The 18,399-nt window shown below is 72.1% G+C and carries 11 protein-coding genes; 5 read left to right on the forward strand and 6 right to left on the reverse strand.

The window, feature by feature from the left end; all coding sequences use genetic code 11:
* Positions 1 to 181: 181 nt before the first annotated feature.
* Complete coding sequence (locus ACF06X_RS20470) at positions 182 to 2,215, forward strand: M4 family metallopeptidase (protein WP_392288678.1); 2,034 nt, start codon at positions 182 to 184, stop codon at positions 2,213 to 2,215.
* Between the two features lie 79 nt (positions 2,216 to 2,294).
* Here the strand turns inward: ACF06X_RS20470 and glgP are convergent, their stop codons facing one another.
* The 6 genes from glgP to ACF06X_RS20500 all read right to left on the reverse strand — a co-directional run bounded on the left by glgP (position 2,295) and on the right by ACF06X_RS20500 (position 11,682).
* The gene (gene glgP, locus ACF06X_RS20475; protein WP_392288679.1) at positions 2,295 to 4,871 is read right to left on the reverse strand and encodes an alpha-glucan family phosphorylase; all 2,577 of its coding nucleotides are present in this window, start codon (positions 4,869 to 4,871) and stop codon (positions 2,295 to 2,297) included.
* 128 nt (positions 4,872 to 4,999) lie between these two features.
* Positions 5,000 to 6,409, reverse strand: coding sequence for an FAD-dependent monooxygenase (locus tag ACF06X_RS20480; RefSeq protein WP_392288680.1), 1,410 nt, complete (start codon positions 6,407 to 6,409; stop codon positions 5,000 to 5,002).
* 10 nt (positions 6,410 to 6,419) lie between these two features.
* Complete coding sequence (locus ACF06X_RS20485) at positions 6,420 to 7,574, reverse strand: monodechloroaminopyrrolnitrin synthase PrnB family protein (protein ID WP_392288681.1); 1,155 nt, start codon at positions 7,572 to 7,574, stop codon at positions 6,420 to 6,422.
* Between the two features lie 84 nt (positions 7,575 to 7,658).
* Positions 7,659 to 9,104 carry an MFS transporter gene (locus ACF06X_RS20490; RefSeq protein ID WP_392288682.1) on the reverse strand — a complete coding sequence of 482 codons (1,446 nt, stop codon included), beginning with the start codon at positions 9,102 to 9,104 and terminating at the stop codon, positions 7,659 to 7,661.
* A 46-nt stretch (positions 9,105 to 9,150) separates the two neighbouring features.
* Positions 9,151 to 10,563 carry a 4-hydroxyphenylacetate 3-hydroxylase family protein gene (locus ACF06X_RS20495; RefSeq protein ID WP_392288683.1) on the reverse strand — a complete coding sequence of 471 codons (1,413 nt, stop codon included), beginning with the start codon at positions 10,561 to 10,563 and terminating at the stop codon, positions 9,151 to 9,153.
* 153 nt (positions 10,564 to 10,716) lie between these two features.
* On the reverse strand, positions 10,717 to 11,682 hold the full coding sequence (locus tag ACF06X_RS20500) for an AraC family transcriptional regulator (RefSeq protein WP_392288684.1): 966 nt from the start codon (positions 11,680 to 11,682) through the stop codon (positions 10,717 to 10,719).
* A 116-nt stretch (positions 11,683 to 11,798) separates the two neighbouring features.
* Between ACF06X_RS20500 and ACF06X_RS20505 the strand changes: the two genes are divergently transcribed.
* The 4 genes from ACF06X_RS20505 (at position 11,799) to ACF06X_RS20520 (ending at position 18,349) form a co-directional block, all read left to right on the forward strand.
* On the forward strand, positions 11,799 to 12,737 hold the full coding sequence (locus ACF06X_RS20505; protein WP_392288685.1) for an SDR family oxidoreductase: 939 nt from the start codon (positions 11,799 to 11,801) through the stop codon (positions 12,735 to 12,737).
* 329 nt (positions 12,738 to 13,066) lie between these two features.
* Positions 13,067 to 15,052, forward strand: coding sequence for an alpha-1,4-glucan--maltose-1-phosphate maltosyltransferase (locus ACF06X_RS20510; RefSeq protein WP_392288686.1), 1,986 nt, complete (start codon positions 13,067 to 13,069; stop codon positions 15,050 to 15,052).
* Positions 15,049 to 16,773: a maltose alpha-D-glucosyltransferase gene (treS, locus tag ACF06X_RS20515; protein WP_392288687.1), complete on the forward strand. Its 1,725-nt coding sequence runs from the start codon at positions 15,049 to 15,051 to the stop codon at positions 16,771 to 16,773. The genes ACF06X_RS20510 and treS overlap by 4 nt, the downstream gene beginning before the upstream one ends.
* A gap of 226 nt (positions 16,774 to 16,999) precedes the next feature.
* The gene (locus tag ACF06X_RS20520; protein WP_392288688.1) at positions 17,000 to 18,349 is read left to right on the forward strand and encodes a maltokinase; all 1,350 of its coding nucleotides are present in this window, start codon (positions 17,000 to 17,002) and stop codon (positions 18,347 to 18,349) included.
* The last annotated feature ends 50 nt before the right edge of the window (positions 18,350 to 18,399 follow it).

The raw sequence follows: 18,399 nt of genomic DNA on the forward strand, positions 1-18,399 counted from the left end.
GGACGATTTCCGGCCAACTTGTTGACGCGCTCCTGACAGGAGCCGTTCACGGCTGCCACTCTCTCCCCCGACTCTTCGCACCAGAGTTCGCGCTTCGCACGGACACGCTCCACAGCTCTGTTTGCTCCGCCCGGACCGACCCACCCAGTGGTCCGGTACCCCCCTCGCAAAAGGAGTCTGCGTGAGATCCACGCCCAGCCGTCGCGCCACCGCGACCGGCGCTCTGATAGCCGCCGCCGCCATGCTCGCGGTCACCGTCCAGACCGGTTCCGCCACCGCGGCCGACACACCGGCCGCGCCGAAGGCCCAGGCCGGCATCGCCGCCAACCCCGGCGCCCTGCCGGCCGACCTCTCCCCCGCCCAGCGCACCGCGCTGATCCGCGCGGCCGACGCCGACAAGGCGGCGACCGCCAAGGCCCTCGGCCTCGGCGCGCAGGAGAAGCTCGTCGTCCGCGACGTCGTCCAGGACCGCGACGGCACCACCCACACGCGCTACGAGCGCACCTACGCCGGACTCCCCGTCCTCGGCGGCGACCTGATCGTCGCCGAGAGCCGGGCCGGACAGACGCGGGGCGTCACCAAGGCGTCCCGCGCGGAGCTGAAGAACGTCGACGTGAGCGCCACCGTCGCTCCGGCCGCCGCCGAGAGGCAGGCGCTGGCCGAGGCGAGGGCGGAGGGCGCGGACAAGGCCGTCACCGAGCAGGCCCCGCGCAAGGTCGTCTGGATGGCGCAGGGCTCGCCCGTCCTCGCGTACGAGACCGTCGTCGGCGGCCTCCAGCACGACGGCACCCCGAACGAGCTGCACGTCGTCACCGACGCGAAGAGCGGCGCGAAGCTGTACGAGTGGCAGGCCGTGCACAACGGCACCGGCAACACGCAGTACGCCGGCCAGGTCACCCTCGGCACCAGCGGCACCGGTCCGTACACGCTGACCGACGCCGCCCGCGGCAACCACAGGACGTACAACCTCAACCGCGGTACGTCCGGCACCGGGACGCTCTTCTCCGGCTCCGACGACGTCTGGGGCGACGGCACCCCGCAGAACCTGGAGACCGCGGGCGCCGACGCCCACTACGGCGCCGCGCTCACCTGGGACTACTACAAGAACGTGCACGGTCGCAACGGCATCCGCGGTGACGGTGTCGCCCCGTACTCCCGGGTCCACTACGGCAACGCGTACGTCAACGCCTTCTGGCAGGACTCCTGCTTCTGCATGACGTACGGCGACGGCGCGAACAACGCCAAGCCGCTGACGTCCATCGACGTGGCCGCGCACGAGATGACGCACGGCCTCACCTCCAACACCGCCCGCCTGGTCTACAGCGGCGAGTCCGGCGGCCTGAACGAGGCCACCTCCGACATCTTCGCGGCGGCCGTCGAGTTCCACGCCAACAACGCCCAGGACAAGGGCGACTACCTGGTCGGCGAGAAGATCGACATCCGCGGCAACGGCACCCCGCTGCGCTACATGGACAAGCCGAGCAAGGACGGCTCGTCCAAGGACGCGTGGTACTCGGGGATCGGCTCGATCGACGTCCACTACTCCTCGGGCCCGGCGAACCACTGGTACTACCTGCTCTCCGAGGGCAGCGGCGCCAAGACGGTCAACGGCGTGAACTACGACTCGCCGACCTCCGACGGCCTGCCCGTCACCGGCATCGGCCGGGACAAGGCCTCGCTGATCTGGTTCAAGGCGCTCACCACCAAGTTCAGCTCGAACACCAACTACGCCGGTGCCCGCACCGGTACGGTCGCGGTGGCCACCGAGCTGTACGGCGCCGGCAGCGCCGAGGTGAAGGCCGTCGAGCACGCGTGGGCCGGCGTCAACGTGGGCTCCCGCCCCGGCGGCGGCGACCCGGGCACCGGCAAGGTCTTCGAGAACACCGCCGACGTGTCCATCCCGGACAACGGCGCCGCGGTGACCTCCACGGTCGACGTCACCGGTGTCGCCGGCAACGCCCCCGCCACCCTCAAGGTGGACGTGAACATCGTCCACACCTGGCGCGGAGACCTGGTCGTCGACCTGGTCGCCCCGGACGGCTCGGTCTACAACCTGAAGCCGTTCTCGTCCTCCGACTCGGCCGACAACGTGATCGCCACCTACACGGTCAACGCCTCCACCGAGGTCGCCAACGGCGCCTGGAAGCTCCGCGTCCAGGACAAGGCCGCCCAGGACACCGGCTACATCAACAGCTTCAAGCTGACCTTCCCGTAACCACGGGACATGCGGACGGCCGCCCGGAGGGGTTCTCCCCTCCGGGCGGCCGTGCGTGGTGACAGCCGGGACGCCCTCGTCAGCGCAGCAGCACGCCCGGTACCTGGCCGGCGGTCTCCGCCGGCAGTGCCACCAGGCCCAGTTCCGCCGGGGAGGCGAGCAGCGGGTGGGAGGGGAGCACCCGCACCGTGCAGCCGAAGGGGCCCGTGCGGTCGAGGACGAGGGAGCCCTCGTAGGGGCGGCGGCCCTCCAGGTCCGGGCCGCCCGCCGGCTTCAGGACGCACACGCGGGGGTCGGTGAGGGCGTCGTCGGGCGTGACCCGGCCGGTGACCGCCTGGACCTCCACGTCGTCGGGGAGGAGGTCGCCGAGCGTCACCCTCACCCGTACCGCCGTCGTCGAGCCCAGCTCCGCGTCGGCCAGGTCCTCTCCGACCTCGCCCACCTCGATGTGGTCGATCGCGATCTTGGGCCAGGCGGCCCGCACCCGGGCCTTCCAGTCGGCCAGTTCGCGGGCGGTGGCCTGGGTCATGGCCCGGTGGGCGTGCGCGGCGGGCGCGTACAGGCCCTCGACGTACTCCCGCACCATGCGGTCGGCGAGCACCTTCGGGCCGAGCTCGTTCAGCGTCCTGCGGACCATCTCCGTCCAGCGGACCGGCACCCCGTCCGGGCCGCGGTCGTAGAAGCGCGGGGCGACCCGCCGCTCGATCAGCTCGTAGAGCGCGGCCGCCTCCAGGTCGTCCCGCCGCTCCTCGTCGGTCGCCGCCGCCCCTTCGGCGGTCGGGATGGCCCAGCCGAAGTCGGGCTCGAACCATTCGTCCCACCAGCCGTCCAGGACGGAGAGGTTGAGACAGCCGTTGAGGGCGGCCTTCATTCCGCTGGTCCCGCAGGCCTCCAGCGGACGCAGCGGGTTGTTGAGCCAGACGTCGCAGCCGGGGTAGAGATGGCGGGCCATGGCCATGCCGTAGTCGGGCAGGAAGACGATCCGGTGCCGCACCCGCGGGTCGTCGGCGAACCGCACCAGCTCCTGCACCAGCCGCTTCCCGCCGTCGTCGGCGGGGTGCGCCTTGCCGGCCACGACCAGCTGCACCGGCCGCTCCGGGTCGAGCAGCAGTGACCGCAGCCGTTCGGGGTCGCGCAGCATCAGGGTGAGCCGCTTGTACGAGGGGACCCGGCGGGCGAAGCCGATGGTCAGCACGTCCGGGTCGAGGACGGAGTCGGTCCAGCCCAGTTCGGCGCCCACGGCGCCCCGCTGCCGCCAGGAGGCGCGGAGCCGTTCCCGTACCTCGCCCACCAGCTGTTCGCGCAGGGTCCGCCGGAGCTCCCAGAGCTCCCGGTCGTCGGCGCCCTCCGCGCGGCGCCCGACCTCGGGCGCGGTCCAGGTCGGCGCGTGGACGCCGTTGGTGATCGAGGTGATGGGCACCTCCTCCGGGTCGAAGCCGGGCCAGAGCCCGGCGAACATCTCCCGGCTGACGGCCCCGTGGAGGGTGGAGACGCCGTTGGCGCGCTGGGCCAGGCGCAGGCCCATGGCGGCCATGTTGAAGAGCCCGGGCTCCCCGCCGAGCGGGGTCTCGTCGCCGAGGGCGAGGATGCGGCCGACGTCGACCCCGGGCAGCTCGCCGTCCTCGCCGAGGTAGCGGGCGACGAGCGAACGCTCGAACCGGTCGATGCCGGCGGGGACGGGGGTGTGGGTGGTGAAGACCGTGCCGGCCCGGACGGTCTCCAGGGCCGCGTCGAAGCCGAGGCCCTCGCCCGCCAGTTCCCGGATGCGTTCGAGGCCGAGGAAGCCGGCGTGGCCCTCGTTGGTGTGGAAGACCTCGGGGGCCGGGGTGCCGGTGAGGCGGCAGTAGGTGCGCACGGCGCGGACGCCGCCGATGCCGAGGAGCATCTCCTGGAAGAGCCGGTGGTCGCTGCCGCCGCCGTAGAGCCGGTCGGTGACGTCGCGTTCGGCGGGCGCGTTCTCCTCGACGTCGGAGTCGAGCATGAGCAGGGGTACGCGGCCGACCTGCGCGGTCCAGATGTGGGCGTACAGGGTGCGGCCGCCGGGGAGGGCGAGGGTGACCCGGGCGGGGGTGCCGTCGCTCTCGCGGAGCAGGGCGACGGGCAGTTCGCCGGGGTCGAGGACGGGATAGTGCTCCTGCTGCCAGCCCTCGCGGGAGAGCGACTGGCGGAAGTAGCCGTGCCGGTAGAGGAGTCCGACGCCGATGAGCGGGACGCCGAGGTCGCTGGCGGCCTTGAGGTGGTCGCCGGCCAGGATGCCGAGGCCGCCGGAGTACTGGGGCAGGGCGGCGGTGACGCCGAACTCGGGCGAGAAGTAGGCGATGCCCGAGGGCAGATCGCCGCCCTGCTCCTGGTACCAGCGCGGCGCGTGCAGATAGTGGTCGAGGTCGTCGGCCGCGGCACGCAGCCGGGCCAGGAAGTCCTGGTCGGCGGCGAGCGCGGCGAGGCGGGTGGCGGAGACGGAGCCGAGCAGCCGCACCGGGTCGATGTCGTCGGTGCGCCGCCCGCCGGGGCGGGCGGTGTGCTCGGGGTCGACGGAGTCGAAGAGTTGACGGGTCGGCTCGTGCCAGGACCAGCGCAGGTTCCGCGCCAGTTCGGTGAGCGGTCGAAGGGTGTCGGGGAGGACGGGACGCACGGTGAATCGACGGATTGCCTTCACGTGTTCCACCTTCGCAGGGGGTTACGGAACGGAGTGGACGCACCACGCTGTGCATCCCGACGACCGTAAGCCACGCGGGTCTCCCGGACCACGGCGCGCGGGGGTCGTGCCGCGGCCCGGGAGGGGCGTCAGCGCGGCGCGCCGAGCGGGAGGCCGAAGGCGGTCCGTACCTCGTAGGGGGAGCCTTCGTTGACGGCGGCCGGGTCGAAGGCGCCGGTGGCCGCGTAGCGGGCGGCGATCGAGGCCAGCTCCTCCGCGGGGATCACCTGGTGGATGTCGGTGAATCCCTCCGGGGCCCGCTGGTGGGCCAGATTGATGACGACCTCGGGGCCGAGCCGCCGGTTCGCGAGCTGAAGCGCGGTGGTGGCCGGTCTGCGGTCGCGCTCGTAGGCGGCGAGGGCCTCCGCCGGGTCGCGGTGGCGGGCCAGGGCGTGGGCGAGGGCGCGGGCGTCCACGATGGACTGGGTGGCCCCGTTGGAGCCGATGGGGTACATGGCGTGTGCCGCGTCGCCGATCAGGGTGGTACGGCCGTGGCTCCAGCGGTCGAGGGGTTCGCGGTCGACCATCGGGTACTCGTGGGCGGCCGGTGCGGCTCTCAGCACGTCGGGGACGCTGACGCCGTCGAACTCCCAGCCCTCGTAGTGGTGGAGGAAGGTCTCGACGGGTACGGCACGGTTCCAGTCGCCCAGATACTCCTCCCGTACCTCGTACGCGCCCCGGGCGTCCGCCCGTGCCGTGTCGGCGGGCCGGGCCAGTGCCCAGTTCACCAGGACGGTCCCCCCGGAGGGCCGGCTCATCGGGTAGACGACGGCCTTCTGCCGGTCGTCGCCCGCGATGAACATGAAGGAGCCGACGGCACGGGCCGGCATGCGGGAGACGCCCCGCCAGACCAGCATGCCGTTCCACGGCGGGCTGCCCTCGTCCGGGTTGAGGGCGGCGCGGACGGTCGAGCGGATCCCGTCGGCGCCGACGAGGACGTCGGGTTCGAGGGAGGCCCGGCCCCGTCGGGCGTCATCGCGGTGCTCCAGCTGGATGCGGGGGCGGCCGTCGGGCAGGGTCTCCACGCCGGTGACCCGGACGCCGGTCACGAGGGCCGCGGCGCCGAGTCGTTCCCGTACCGCCGCGGCGAGGACGGCCTGGAGGTGGGCCCGGTGGACGGAGAGCTGGGGCCAGCGGTAGCCGGCGCCGAGCCCGCGCGGCTCGCGGGAGATCAGGCCGCCGGAGCGGTGGTAGTAGCGCAGTTCGCGGGTGCGCAGGGCGCCGGCTTCGAGCCGGGGGAGCACGCCGAGCGCGTCGAGTTCGCGGACCGCGTTGGGCATCAGGTTGAGGCCCGCGCCGACGGGGCGGCTCTCGCGGACCGACTCCACGACGGTGACGCGGTCGAACCCGGCGGCGTGCAGGGCGAGTGCGGCGGTGAGGCCGGCGATGCCGCCGCCGACGACGACGATGTGGAGGAGCTCGGTGCCGGGCAGGTCAGGCCCGGTGTCCAGCGGGGCGGGCTCGCGCGGGGTCCCGTACGGGGGTGGTGGGGACGTCATCGGATTCTCCTCACGCCGCCGGCGTGCCGGCGCCCGGGCGGGCGGCCGGGCGGGCGCCCGGTCGGGAGGCGGTCGCGCGCCGCACCAGGGTCTCGTTGTCCCTGGTCAGGTCGAGGATCGAGCGGAGCAGGGCGACGGGTGCGCCGCCGCTGCCCTCGTCGTACAGCCGCAGGTCGTCGCTGTAGGCCTTGCGGGCGATGCCGATGTGGCGGGCGCGGAAGGTCTTGAGGATCTTCAGCACCCGGCCGAGCGCGTGGGCGGAGGCGGCCAGTTGCGGGGGGAGCCGGTCGACGTTCTCCCAGCTGATGGCCGCCGACAGCTTGCTGACGGCGGAGACGCCGCCGGCGTGCCGGGCGTGGAAGTCCCGCCAGGACGGCAGGCTGTACTGGACGGAGTCGGCGAGGAACTCGTCGTACGCGCTGTGGGAGCGGTCGCACTGCCAGAGGGTCAGGTCGACGAGCCAGAGCGGGACCTGGGCGGCGGCGGGGCCGAGGTAGTCGCGCCCGGCGACGTCGATCTCCTCGAAGTAGGGGCGCAGGGTGAGCGCGAAGAACTCCGGGCTGACGTTGGCGATGGTGAAGTCGATCGAGTCGACCATCGACTGGACGTGGTGGGCGGTGCGGTCGAGGGCGACGGCGAAGCCGGGGTCGTACGGTTCGAGGCGGGCGAGCCTGGAACAGGTGTCGAGGGCGGCGACGAGGCCGGGGAACGCCATCCGGACGGCCTCCTGGAGATGGGCCTCCATGGGATGGCCCGTGTACATCCGCTGGCGCGGGCCGAGCGGGTTCCAGGTGGTGTAGTGGTGCACGGTGTCACGGGGCACCATGTCGGTGCGCCGCCCCAGGAGTTCGAGGACCGGGAGCACTTCGGGGACGGCGGCGACGGGCTGGATGCCGTGACGTTTCAGCGAGCCGAGCAGGATGCCGAGGTCCCGCATCGCGGCGAGCGCGTCGACGACGCTCCACTCGGCGGCCAGGTCCGGGTCGGGGACCAGGGTCCGCAGGGCCACGGTGAGCGCGGCGACGTCGGCGTCGGCGTTCATCCCGGGCAGGGCGGCGAGCAGGGCGTCGGCGCCGAGCGGATCGGCGGCCCGTATGTCGCATATGCGGTAGCGCGGGTCGCCCCGTTCGTCGAGAGCGGGCGCGACAAGTTCGTACAGGGTCAACGGAATGCCCTTCTGGTTTTTTGAGGGCTCGGTTCACCTCGGGGGCGCCCGGTACGTGCGTCGACGGTCGCGCGCCCCTTCGGCTCACTCGCCTCTTGTCTGTGACGCAGCGGGATCGCCCGCCCGGTCCTGGCGCGGTGGCGCCGTGGCGGGGGCGGGCAGGCGCAGCCGTACCGAGAGCAGCGTGGCGGCGGCGGCGAAGGTCGCGCCGAGGAGCAGCGCGGCCCGGAAGCCGGTGGTCTGGGCCGCGGCGGTGGCCGATTCGGTACGGGCGGCGGCGACGGCCACCAGGATGGCGAGGCCGAGCACCGAGCCGAACTGCTGGCTGGTGTTGACGAGACCGGAGGCGAGTCCGGTCTCCTCAGGGGCCACCTCCGCCGTGGCGGCGACGTTGGTGGTGACCATGACCAGCGGCAGGGCGACACCGAGGAGAAGACTCGGTGCGAGAACGGTGGAGAAGAAGGAGCCGTCGGCGGTGAGCGCGAGGGCCAGCCACAGGGTGCCGGCGCACAGCAGCGCGAAGCCGAGGGTCATCGTCCGGGTCAGTCCGATCCGGAAGATCAGCCGGCCGGTCTGCGGGGCGACCGCGACGACGACGAGCGAGAGCGGGAGCAGACCGAGTCCGCCACCGAGCGGGTCGTGGCCGAGGACGCTCTGCAGATAGAGGCTGACCAGGAAGAACATCGGAAAGAGCGTCATCTGGGCGAGGCCGCTGAGGGCGTTGGCCAGGCGCAGGGAGGGGCGGGCGAGGACGGCGGGCGGCACGAGCGGGACGGCGGTCCGGGTCTCGATGACGGCGAAGCCGGCGAGGAGGGCGAGCCCCGCGCCGCCGGCGCCGAGGGTCGCGGCGGAGAGCCAGCCGTTCTCGGCCCCGCCGACGAGCGCGTAGGCGATGAGCCCGAGCCCGCCGGTGGCGGTGAGGGCCCCGGCGAGGTCGAAGCCCCGGCCGTGGCGGGCTCCGCCCGTCCCGGCGTCGAGGACGCGCGGCGCCAGCGCTCCCAGCAGAGCCGCGACGACGACGTTGAGCCAGAAGGTGGAGCGCCAGCCGAGGACGTCGGTCAGGACGCCGCCCAGGACGGTCCCGAGGACGCCGCCGAGGCCGCCCATGGCGGCGAAGGCGCCGAGCGCCCGGTGGCGGCCCGGCCCTTCGGGGAAGAGGACGAGCAGCAGCGCGAAGGCGGCGGCCGCGGCGAGGGCGGCGCCGACGCCCTGGACGGCCCGGGCGGCGACCAGGGCGGCCGCGTTCGGGGCGAGCGCTCCGACGGCGGAGGCGGCGGCGAGCAGCCCGAGCCCGCCGAGGAAGAGCCGGCGGTGTCCGAGGAGGTCGGCGACGCGTCCGCCGAGCAGCAGCAGCCCGCCGAAGGTGATCAGGTACGCGTTGGCCACCCAGGAGAGCCCGGTGGAGCCGGATCCGAGGTCCTCGCCGATCGAGGGCAGGGCGACGTTGACGATCGCGGTGTCCAGGATCAGCAGCAGCTGGGTGGAGGCGAGGAGCGCGAGGGCGCCCCTCGGCGCGCGGGAGACGGTCATCGCCCGGCCCCCGGCCCCCCGCCGGCCTCCCGTGTCCCCGGCGCCGTCACCTCGTCGTCCCGAGGTCGTAGCCGTCGAGGCAGGCCTGGGCGAGGCGTTCGCAGTCGTCGGCGGCGCCCGCCCAGGTCTGCATGGTCAGGTAGACGTGCGGGGCGCCCTGGTAGAAGCGTTCGTACTGTTCGTGCCGGCCGGCGAACTCGGAGCCGAGGGCGTCCCAGGCGAGCTTGAGGAGCTTGAGCCGGTCCTCGGCCGCGTGACCGGGGGTGCGGAAGTACTGGCGTACCAGCGGGCCCAGCTCGGGGTGGAGGAGGTCGCGCCCGCTCGCCGGGGTCTGGATGATGGCCCCGCCGGCGAGCAGCTTGATGTCCTGGACCGCCCGGGGGTAGAGCTCACCGGCCATGATGCGCTGGGCGAAGGAGATCTCCTGGCCGGGCCGTACGCCGCCCCGGCCGCCGTCGACCGGCTCCCAGGAGGCCTCGGCGGCCAGGACGAACGCCTTGGCCTGCGCGACCGCCCCGAGGAGCCGTCCGATCGCCTGGGTGACCGGCGGCAGCTTGTCGGTGCCGTTGGACCGGGCGATCAGGATCGCGAGGCCGGTGAGGAACTCCAGCTTCGTCCAGAAGCGGGTCGCCGACTGGTGCACGAAGTTGAGGTAGGCCGGGGTCTGCCACCACATGGCGGCGGTGGCGGCCACGTCCCGGTAGGTCAGGACGCGTTCCCACGGTACGAACACGTCGTCGCAGACGAGCAGCGCGTCGTTCTCGTCGTACCGCGCGGAGAGCGGCTGGTCGAAGACGGACCGGGCCCGCCCCTCGTAGGAGGTGCGCGAGATCAGCTTGAGGCCGGGGGTGTCCACCCGGACGGAGAAGGAGAGCGCGCGCTCGGTGTCCTCGGGGGCGAGCGGTTCTATCGTGCCGACGAGTATCTCGTCGGCGAAGACCGCGCCGGTGCCGATGGTCTTCGCTCCGCGCACCACGATCCCGTCGGCGCGGTCCTCGACCACCTGGACCCGCTCGGCGGCGGGGTCGGTGATGGTGAAGGCGGAGTGGAGGCTGCCCTCGGCGAGCCTGCGGTGGTACGCGAGGGCGTGTTCGGCGCCGTCGAAGCAGTCGGTGGTGAAGACCTCGGGGGCGGCGGCGAATCCGGCCGCGCCGGAGGCCATGTAGTCGGGGGTGCGGCCGAGGAAGCCGTAACTGGCCTCGGCCCACACCTTGTACGCCTTGCGGCGGGCGACCAGGTCCTCGTACGAGCGGGGCACGGCGTAGGCGCGGTGCACGCCGCCCTGGACGAGCACGGGGCTGTGCGGTGAGTCGTGCGCGAGGTCGTGAAGCCCGGCGAAGGAGGCCGCGGTGGCCCGGAAGGCGGGGTGCGTGGTGACGTCCTTGATCCGCTCTCCGTCCAGCCAGATCTCGCGCCCGTCGCGCAGCCCCTCCAGATACTCCCGCCCCGACCTCGTCACCGCTTATCGCCTCTCCTCGTGTGTGTACCGGCTCCTGCCGTGACCGAGCCTGTACGGTGCGTGGCCTTCCAGGCAATGAACGTCCGTCCAGTGGTCCTTAAGAACCGGCCAGTCAGCTTCCGTTCATGCGGCTTTTGCCCGGATACCCCGAGGTCAGGCGGCGTTGTCGTAGCCGGAGCGGTACTCCCCCGGGGTCATTCCGAACCATTTGCGGAAGGCGAGGTGGAAGCCGACGGCGCTCTGGTAGCCGACGCGGGAGGGGACGGCGGACTGCGGGATCGAGGTCTCGGTGAGCAGCCGGGCGGCCTCCTGCATCCGGCGTCCGGTGAGGTGGCGGGCGGGGGCCTCGCCGACGAGTTCCCGGAAGGCGGCCGTGAAGGCGGAGCGGGACATGCCGACCTCGCGGGCGAGGGATTCGATGGTCCAGGGTTCGGCGAACCGGGTGGAGATCATCACCATGGCGCGGCTGATGCCGGGGTGGCGGAGCACGGGCAGCGAGGCCGGGCTGTCGGTGAGCTCGCGCAGCAGCGGGCGCAGGGCGAGCACCAGCGCCATCTCGAAGGCGCGCAGGGTGATCAGCCGGTCCCCGGGGCCGACGGGCCGGTCGGGCGAGGCGAGCAGCCGCAGGGTGTCGCGGAGCAGCGGCTCGCGGTCGACCTGGGCGCCGTCGAGGACGAGCGCCCAGGGCAGCGAGGTGTAGAGGCCGGTGGCGGCGCTGGCATCGTAGTGGAGTCCGGCGCACAGCAGCCGGCTCTCGGCGCCGCTGCCCTCGATGACGATCTCGCCGGAGGTGCCGGGCTGACGCTCGGGCAGCACGGCCTTGAGCGGGACGCCCTGGCGGTCGGGCCGGTCGGAGAGCCGGTGGGCCATCCCGGTGGGGAAGACGATGAGGTCGCCGGCGTGCAGCTGGATGGGGGTCTGGCCGTCGCCGGTGATCCAGCAGCCTCCCTCGACGAGGTAGTGCAGGACGGCACAGCTCTGCTCGGCGTCTCCCTCGATCGCCCAGGGCGCGCGGACGTGCCACCGGCTGTCGAAGACGCCGGTGAGGCGGAGCGGCTTGAGCAGCTCGCTCAGGAGGTCGTCGCGCTGGTCGTCACAGTCGGTTCCCACGATGTCCATGGACGATCCTTCAACTTCCGCCCCGGTTTGTTAATTGAACGGCCGAAGCCGCCGCCGCCAGCCTGAGAGAGCCGACACGGCAGCAGCCACAGCCTATCGAAGGGCCTCGACGACACATGTCCAGTCAGATTCCGATGAGGGTCGCGGTGGTGGGAGCGACCGGTTTCCAGGGGGGCGCGGTGGCGCGTCTGCTGGCGGAGCGGCACCACCGGGTACGGACGCTCACCCGCCGGCCCGAGGGCGACCGTCCGCCGCTGCCGGGGGCGTCCTTCGTCGCCGGCGACCTGGGGAGCGCCGGGGACGTGCGGCGGCTGTTCGAGGGCATGACGCACGCCTCGGTGGTGATGCCGCTGGTGTACGAGCCGGAGCGGGTGCGCCTGTACGCACGGAACATCGCCCACGCGGCCCTGGACGCCGGGATCGTGCGGCTGGTCTACAACGCCAACACGCGGGTGCCGCAGGGACCGACCTCGGTGGCGGCGTTCGAGACCCGGCGGATCGTGGAGGAGGTGCTCCGGGACAGCGGGGTGCCGCTGGTCGTGGTGCGGCCGCCGGTGTATCTGGACAATCTCTTCTCGCCGTGGAACGGGCCCGCGCTGGTCGACGAGGGGGTCCTGGCCTATCCGCTGCCCGAGGACACGCCGACGGCGTGGATGTCGCACCGGGATCTGGCGGAGGCGGTGTACGCGGCGCTGACCGGGGAGGGTCTGGAGGGCCGCACCTTCGACATCGGCGGGGAGCGCTCGCTGACGGGCCCTGAGCTGGCGGAGGCCTTCGGGCGGGGTCTGGGCCGCACGGTGCGGTATCTGCCGCTGGCGCCGGACGTCTTCGAACGCGGCCTCGCACAGTTGCTCGGGCCGGAGACGGCGGCCGGGGTGGCGGGGATCTACCACTACATGGCGGCCGGCACCGACCCGCTCCTGATGGCGGCCGACGACGGCGTCTCGGCGGAGGTGCTGACGGTGCGTCCGGCGCCGGTGGAGGAGTGGGTGACGCGTCAGCCGTGGCAGGTGTGGTCCGGCGACTCGGAGGAGTCGCCCTCGCCGCAGGGCTGACGGGTCAACACAACGCGCGCGGTGGACCGGCTTCGTCCTACATTGGGACGGGGCCGGTTTCTTTTGGATGCCGGGTGCTTGTCCGCACGGCTACGCCCGAGTAGTTAACAAAGCGCCGGATTGCCCACCCGAAGTGGGTGGAAGGCTCACCCGGTAACACCTCTTGAAACCCCCCGAAGGCACGGAAGAACACCCTCGTAGACCCGCCATCCGAGTGAACGCGGACAGGAGCGGCCATGCCCGCAACCCGCCAGCCGTCGACGGAGCTACAAAGAGCGCACCACCACCCGCACCCCCGTAAACCCTCAGGTGATGCTGTGAATCCGCTCATGGGACGTATTCCCGTACTGGACGTCCGCCCGCTGGTCGACTGCGGCCGCCGCCCCGCGAAGGCGGTGGCCGGAGAGACCTTCATGGTGACGGCGACCGTCTTCCGCGAGGGCCACGACGCGGTCGCCGCCAATGTCGTACTGCGCGGCCCGTCCGGGCGCCCGGGGCCCTGGACCCCGATGCGCGAACTGGCCCCCGGCACCGACCGGTGGGGCGCCGAGGTCACCCCGGACGCCGAAGGCCTGTGGACGTACACGGTCGAGGCCTGGAGCGATCCGGTGGCCACCTGGCGCCACCACGCGAGGATCAAGATCCCGGCGGGGATCGACTCCGAGCTCGTGCTCGCCGAGGGCGCCGCGCTGCACGAGCGTGCGGCGAAGGGCGTCCCGAAGAAGGGCGGCGGGCGCGAGGCGGTGCTGGCCGCCGCCGACGCGCTGCGCGACGAGTCCCGTCCGGCCGCCGCCCGCCTTGCCGCCGCCCTGGCGCCGCAGGTGACCGAGGCCCTCGACCGCCATCCGCTGCGCGAACTGGCCAGCTCCTCCCCCGCGTTGCCGCTCCAGGTGGAGCGGGAGCGGGCGCTGTTCGGTTCCTGGTACGAGTTCTTCCCGCGCTCCGAGGGTGTGCGGAAGGTGCGGGGCAAGACGGTCTCCGGGACGTTCCGTACCGCCGCCGAGCGGCTGCCGGCCATCGCGGCGATGGGCTTCGACGTCGTCTACCTCCCGCCCATCCACCCCATCGGCACCACCCACCGCAAGGGCCCCAACAACGCCCTGTCGGCGAGCCCGAGCGACGTCGGCGTGCCGTGGGCGATCGGCTCGCCCGAGGGCGGCCACGACGCCGTCCACCCGGACCTGGGCACGATCGAGGACTTCGACGCCTTCGTGGCCCGCGCCCGCGAGCTGCGCCTGGAGATCGCGCTGGACTTCGCCCTCCAGTGCTCCCCGGACCACCCGTGGGTGGAGAAGCACCCGGAGTGGTTCCACCACCGGCCCGACGGCTCGATCGCCTACGCGGAGAACCCGCCGAAGAAGTACCAGGACATCTATCCCATCGCGTTCGACAAGGACATGAAGGGGATTGTCGCCGAGACCGTGCGGATCCTGCGCCACTGGATGAACCACGGGGTACGGATCTTCCGCGTCGACAACCCGCACACCAAGCCGGTCGTGTTCTGGGAGCGGGTGATCGGGGAGATCAACCGGAAGGACCCGGACGTGATCTTCCTGGCGGAGGCGTTCACCCGGCCCGCGATGATGCACACGCTCGGCGCGATCGGCTTCCAGCAGTCGTACACGTACTTCACCTGGCGCAACACCAAGGCGGAGCTGACGGAATACCTCACCGAGCTGTCCGGCGAGGCGGCCGCCCACATGCGGCCGAACCTCTTCGTGAACACCCCCGACATCCTGCACGCCTACCTCCAGAAGGGCGGCCGGCCCGCCTTCGAGGTGCGGGCGGTGCTCGCCGCGACCCTGGCGCCCTCGTGGGGCATGTACGCCGGTTACGAGCTGTGCGAGGGGACCGCGCTGCGAGACGGCAGCGAGGAGTACCTCGACTCGGAGAAGTACCAACTCCGGCCGCGTGACTGGGAGTCGGCGGAGCGCTCGGGAGCCACGATCGCCCCGCTCATCACCACGCTCAACCGGATCCGGCGCCGCCACCCGGCCCTGCGCCGGCTGCGGAACCTGACCTTCCACGCGACCGACAACGACCAGGTGATCGCGTACAGCAAGCGGTCGGGTTCGAACACCGTTCTGGTGGTCGCCAACCTCGACCCTCACCACACCCAGGAGGCCACGGTCTCGTTGAACATGCCGGAGCTCGGCCTGGACTGGCACGAGACCGTACCGGTGCGCGACGAGCTCACCGGCGAGACCTATCACTGGGGCAGAGCCAATTATGTGCGCCTCGAGCCGGGCGTCACGCCCGCGCACGTCCTCGCTCTGCGACCGTCCCCGTCGATCGGAGGGTCACCCACCTCATGACTGTCAACGAACCCGTCCCCGACACCTTCGAGGACACGCCCGCCAAGGACCGTGACCCGGACTGGTTCAAGAGGGCGGTCTTCTACGAAGTGCTCGTCAGATCCTTCCAGGACAGCAACGGCGACGGCGTAGGCGACCTCAAGGGCATCACGTCCAAGCTGGACTACCTGCAGTGGCTGGGCGTCGACTGCCTCTGGCTGCCGCCCTTCTTCGACTCTCCGCTGCGGGACGGCGGCTACGACGTCGCCGACTACACCTCCGTGCTCCCGGAGTTCGGCGACCTGGCGGACTTCGTGGAGTTCGTGGACGCGGCGCACCAGCGCGGCATGCGCGTGATCATCGACTTCGTCATGAACCACACCAGCGATCAGCACCCGTGGTTCCAGGAGTCGCGCGCCGATCCGGACGGTCCGTACGGTGACTACTACGTCTGGGCCGACGACGACAAGCAGTTCCCGGACGCCCGGATCATCTTCGTCGACACCGAGACGTCGAACTGGACCTTCGACCCGGTGCGCAAGCAGTACTACTGGCACCGCTTCTTCTCGCACCAGCCGGATCTCAACTACGAGAACCCGGCGGTGCAGGAGGAGATCCTCTCGGCGCTGAAGTTCTGGCTGGATCTGGGCATCGACGGCTTCCGGCTGGACGCGGTGCCGTACCTGTACCAGCAGGAGGGCACCAACTGCGAGAACCTGCCGGCCACCCACGCCTTCCTCAAGCGGGTCCGCAAGGAGATCGACGACCACTACCCGGACACGGTGCTGCTCGCCGAGGCCAACCAGTGGCCGGAGGACGTGGTCGACTACTTCGGGGACTTCGCCTCCGGCGGCGACGAGTGCCACATGGCGTTCCACTTCCCGGTGATGCCGCGGATCTTCATGGCCGTGCGGCGGGAGTCGCGCACCCCGGTCTCGGAGATCCTGGCCAAGACCCCGGCGATCCCGGACCGCTGCCAGTGGGGCATCTTCCTGCGCAACCACGACGAGCTGACGCTCGAGATGGTCACGGACGAAGAGCGCGACTACATGTACGCGGAGTACGCCAAGGATCCCCGGATGCGGGCCAACATCGGCATCCGGCGGCGGCTCGCCCCGCTGCTGGAGAACGACCGCAACCAGATGGAGCTGTTCACCGCGCTGCTGTTCTCGCTGCCGGGTTCGCCGGTGCTGTACTACGGCGACGAGATCGGGATGGGCGACAACATCTGGCTCGGCGACCGGGACGGGGTGCGGACCCCGATGCAGTGGACGCCGGACCGGAACGCGGGCTTCTCGTCCTGCGATCCGGGGCGCCTCACGCTGCCGGCCATCATGGACCCGGTCTACGGCTACCAGGTCACCAACGTCGAGTCGGGCATGGCCTCGCCGTCCTCGCTGCTCCACTGGACGAAGCGGATGATCGAGATCCGCAAGCAGAACCGGGCCTTCGGAGTCGGCTCGTACACCGAATTGCCCTCGTCCAATCCGGCCGTACTCGCCTTCCTGCGGGAGGACGGCGACGACCTGGTGCTCTGTGTGAACAACTTCTCGCGGTTCGCACAGCCGACGGAGCTGGATCTGCGGCAGTTCGACGGCATGTACCCGGTGGAGCTGATCGGGCAGGTGCGGTTCCCCGCGATCGGTCAGTGGCCGTATCTGCTCACCCTGGCGGGCCACGGTTTCTACTGGTTCCGCCTGAAGAAGAGCCGTGTGACGAAGAGCCAGACGGCCGTGAACTGACGCACCGTCAGTCAATTGTTCCGGGGTGGGGCGGTTTCCCCCGCGCCACCCTGGGCACTGTGTCCCACACATAGGCGATTCAGGTCCATACGGGCCTTCTTGTCGGGCCCATACGGATCTTCCCCGCCCGACACGTCCCGCACAGCCGGACAGCCGAAGCCGCCATCCGGGACACTCTGCGCATTTGAAACCACTCATGCGCCCCCCGGGGAAAGGACGCGATGCCATGCCGGAGACCGCATCCACCACCCGGGCCCCGGCCGCCCTCCTTCCGTCACTCGCACCCCTGCTCCATGACTGGCTGCCCCGGCAGCGCTGGTTCGCGGGCAAGGGGCGCCGGGTCACCGGATTCACGCTGGACGCGGCCACCGAGCTGCTGCCGCTGGACGGCACGGGACCCGGTCTGCTGCATCTGCTGGTACGGGTCGAACAACCGGCACGTCCGGCCCACACGCCCGCGGACTGCTACCAACTCCTCCTGGGCGTAAGGACCCAGCTGCCACCCCGCCTCGCCCCCGCCCTCATCGGACGGATCCGGCAGGGCCCCCTGGCGGGCCGAGCGGTCTACGAAGGGCTGCGCGACCCGCGGCTCGCCGGACTGCTCTACGAAAGGCTGCGCACACCGGGCCGGATCGGCCCGCTCCGCTTCCATGGGTCGGCCACCCTGCCCGCCGCCCTCGCCCCCCGGGTCCTCGACGCCGAACAGTCCAACTCCTCGCTCGTGTACGGCGAAACGTACATCCTGAAGATCTTCCGCCGGGTCAGCCCCGGCGCCAACCCCGACCTGGAGCTGCCGCTCGCCCTCGCCCGGGCGGGGTGCGCCCGGGTCCCGGAGCCGGTCGCCTGGTTCGAGACGGGCGCGAACACACTCGGCGTGCTCCAGCCCTATCTGCGCGACTCGCGGGACGGCTGGCGGCTCGCGCTCGACGCGCTCGCGGAGGGAAGGGAGTTCACCGGCGAGGCGCTCGCCCTCGGACGGGCCACGGCCGAGGTGCACCTCGCCCTCGCCGAGGCACTGCCCACCGAGAAGCTGCACCGCACCCAGACCGAGCTCCTGGCGGGCGAGATGGACCAGCGCCTGCACGCCGCCGCCCAGGCGGTGCCCGCGCTCCTGCCGTACGTCCCCGGCCTGCGGGCCGTCTTCGCCGCGGCGGGCGACACCTCCGGCACCGGGTGGCTCCAGCGGGTCCACGGCGATCTCCACCTGGGGCAGACGCTGCGGTCGGCGGACGGCGGCTGGTCCGTGATCGACTTCGAGGGCGAGCCCGCGAAGCCGCTCGCGGAGCGGTGCCGCCCCCAGCCCGCGGTCCGCGACGTCGCCGGCATGCTCCGCTCCTTCGACTACGCCGCCCGCACCCACCGCCCCTGGAACCCGGAGTGGGCGGCCCGCTGCCGGGACGCCTACTGCGCCGGCTACGCCGAGGCCGCCGGCACCGACCCCCGCGCGGACCCGGCCCTGCTGCGCGCCTACGAGACCGACAAGGCGGTCTACGAGGTCGTCTACGAGGCCCGCCACCGCCCCGACTGGCTCCCCGTCCCGATGGCCGCGATCGAACGCCTGGCAGGCGCCGAGTGACGCCCCCGCACCCCGGGGGCCCCGTTCGGCCGAGTGTCCTGTGCGGCTTG

Origin of the sequence: Streptomyces sp. NPDC015346 (assembly GCF_043078785.1) — a bacterium.
Lineage (GTDB): Bacteria > Actinomycetota > Actinomycetes > Streptomycetales > Streptomycetaceae > Streptomyces.